This window comes from Micromonospora phytophila, assembly GCF_023656545.1.
In the GTDB taxonomy this organism is placed as follows: Bacteria; Actinomycetota; Actinomycetes; order Mycobacteriales; family Micromonosporaceae; genus Micromonospora; species Micromonospora phytophila.
In genome coordinates this window covers 1-1984 of the sequence record NZ_JAMOKF010000570.1, presented here as the reverse complement: position 1 = coordinate 1984, position 1984 = coordinate 1, and the positions used below count along the sequence as shown (strand labels likewise).

2 protein-coding genes and 1 pseudogene are annotated in these 1984 nt (G+C 75.6%); 1 reads left to right on the top strand and 2 read right to left on the bottom strand.

Going from position 1 to position 1984, the window contains the following annotated elements:
* Nucleotides 1-44 precede the first annotated feature (44 nt).
* On the bottom strand, nt 45-440 hold the full coding sequence (locus NCC78_RS31335) for a cupin domain-containing protein (RefSeq protein WP_250799044.1): 396 nt from the start codon (nt 438-440) through the stop codon (nt 45-47).
* Nucleotides 441-503: 63 nt separating this feature from the next.
* The gene (locus NCC78_RS31330; protein ID WP_250799042.1) at nt 504-1013 is read right to left on the bottom strand and encodes a DinB family protein; all 510 of its coding nucleotides are present in this window, start codon (nt 1011-1013) and stop codon (nt 504-506) included.
* Between the two features lie 299 nt (nt 1014-1312).
* On the opposite strand from NCC78_RS31330, the pseudogene NCC78_RS31325 reads away from it, so the two are divergent.
* Nucleotides 1313-1984: pseudogene (locus NCC78_RS31325) on the top strand (hypothetical protein); the annotation flags it as partial.

Genomic DNA, 1984 nt, shown 5'->3' with positions numbered 1-1984 from the left:
GCCGCCGCCGCGCCGTGACCTCGCTGCCGCCGCGCGGTGACCGGTCAGAGCGCGTGACCCGTCGTCGCGTCCACGTGGTCGGGGACCGGATCGTGCCGGTCCCCGACGCTGGACGTCCCCGACGGCTCGAACATCAGGATCGACGCGCCACCCGGCGACGACGGACGGTGCTCCACCCCGCGCGGCACGACGTGCACCGCGCCCCGGGGCAGCACCACCTCCCGCTCGGCGCCACCCTCCCCGTCCCGCAGGGCGATGCGCAACTCCCCCTCTAGGACCAGGAAGAACTCGTCGGTGTGGTCGTGGGCGTGCCAGACGTGCTCGCCGGCCACCTTCGCGATTCGGACGTCGTAGTCGTTGACCCGGGTGACGATGCGCGGGCTCCACAGCTGGCTGAACTCGGCCAGCGCGGTCGCCAGGTCGATCGGCTCGTTCCTCATCGGATCATTCTGCCCAGCGGTCGCCACCCGCCGCCGGTCCGGCCGTGCCGGCACGGGGGACCGCTACTCCCCGACGGGGCCACCGGCGAGCTCCGCGACGACGTCGAGGTGCCCCAGGTGGCGGGCGTACTCCTGGAGCAGGTGGAGCAGCACCCGCTCCAGGGGCGGCGGGTCCGCGCCCTCCCAGCGCGGGCCCGGCCGCCCCACCGCGTCCAGGTCGCTGGCCGTCACCACCGCGCTCGTGTGCCCGCCCTGCGCGCGCAACGCGGCCACCAGGTCGTCCCGGGTCTCCTCGGGGGCCACGTACCACCGGTCCCCGCGCCGGTCACCCCACGGCTCGGCGACGGTACGACCCTGGAAGCCCCACTCGATCCAGCGCAGCTCCACGTACCGCAGATGCTTCAGCAGCTCCAGCGGCGTCCAACCCGAGGGCAGCCGGCTGCGGCGCAGCTCCTCCTCGGGCAGCGCCGACACCTTGGCCAGCAGGTTCTCCCGGAAGTAGTCGAGGTAGCGCAGGAGCACCTCCGCGCGGTCGGCGGCCGGGACGGTGGGTGCGGGAAAAGGCAGAGTCACCCGGCCATTGTGCGTCCGGTCCACAGCGCACGGGACCCGCCTGCCCCCTGAGGGTCGTCGTCGCACGGTCACGCGGCGTGCGTGCGGAGGACGGCTCGGGCGGGCGGTGCTCGGCGGACCGGCCCCCGGCCGCGGCTCGTCGGGGGGTGTCGGCTTGACTGTGCCACTGGCCGTGCACCACGGGGCCCAGCTGCGACGCGTGACGAGCCGTGCGGGTCGGCGCGGGATGCGGCAGAGTGGCTCCCTGACCGAGGACGGCCGATGAGCGGAGGGCGGCGACCGTGGAAGGTCCCAGCGGCGTGGTGTTCCCCCGGAGCGACGCAGGGCGCAGCACCTCCGCGCTCGGCCGCGCGGTCGTCGCCGACGCCCTGCGTGCCGTCGACCCGGTCGGCGCCCGCGCGGCGGAGCACGAGACGAACTGGCGGCACGGCTACCTCGGGCACTTCCGGCGGCTCGTCGAGGCGGGGCTGCTCTCCCGCGACGCCGCGCTCACCATCGCCCGCGACGGGCTCGCGTCTCTGCACTCCCGGATGACCGTGGTCGGTGACGACGGCCGGGAGACCGGCCTGGACGAGGCCTTCTCGACCCCCGACGGCCACGAGCCGCTGGCCACCGCGACGGTCACCGGTGGCGGGCAGGCCGAACGGGAACTCTCGTTGCCCTACCGGGGTCGGCGGCTGCGCGGCGACGAACTGCGCCGCCGACTCGACGCCTGGGTCACCGCCGGTGTCATCGAGCCCTCCTGCGCCGAGGCGGTCGGCGCGGTGATCGCGAACCCGGACTGGCTGGACCTGCGCGACCAACGGATCGTCGTGCTCGGCGCGGGCGCCGAGATGGGCCCGCTGCCGTCGGTGCTGCGCTGGGGCGGCGAGGTGGTGGCCGTCGACCTGCCGCGGCCGGAGATCTGGCGACGACTGCTGCAGACCCCCCGCCGCCACGCCGGCCGACCGCACCCGCCGGTCCGGCCCGGC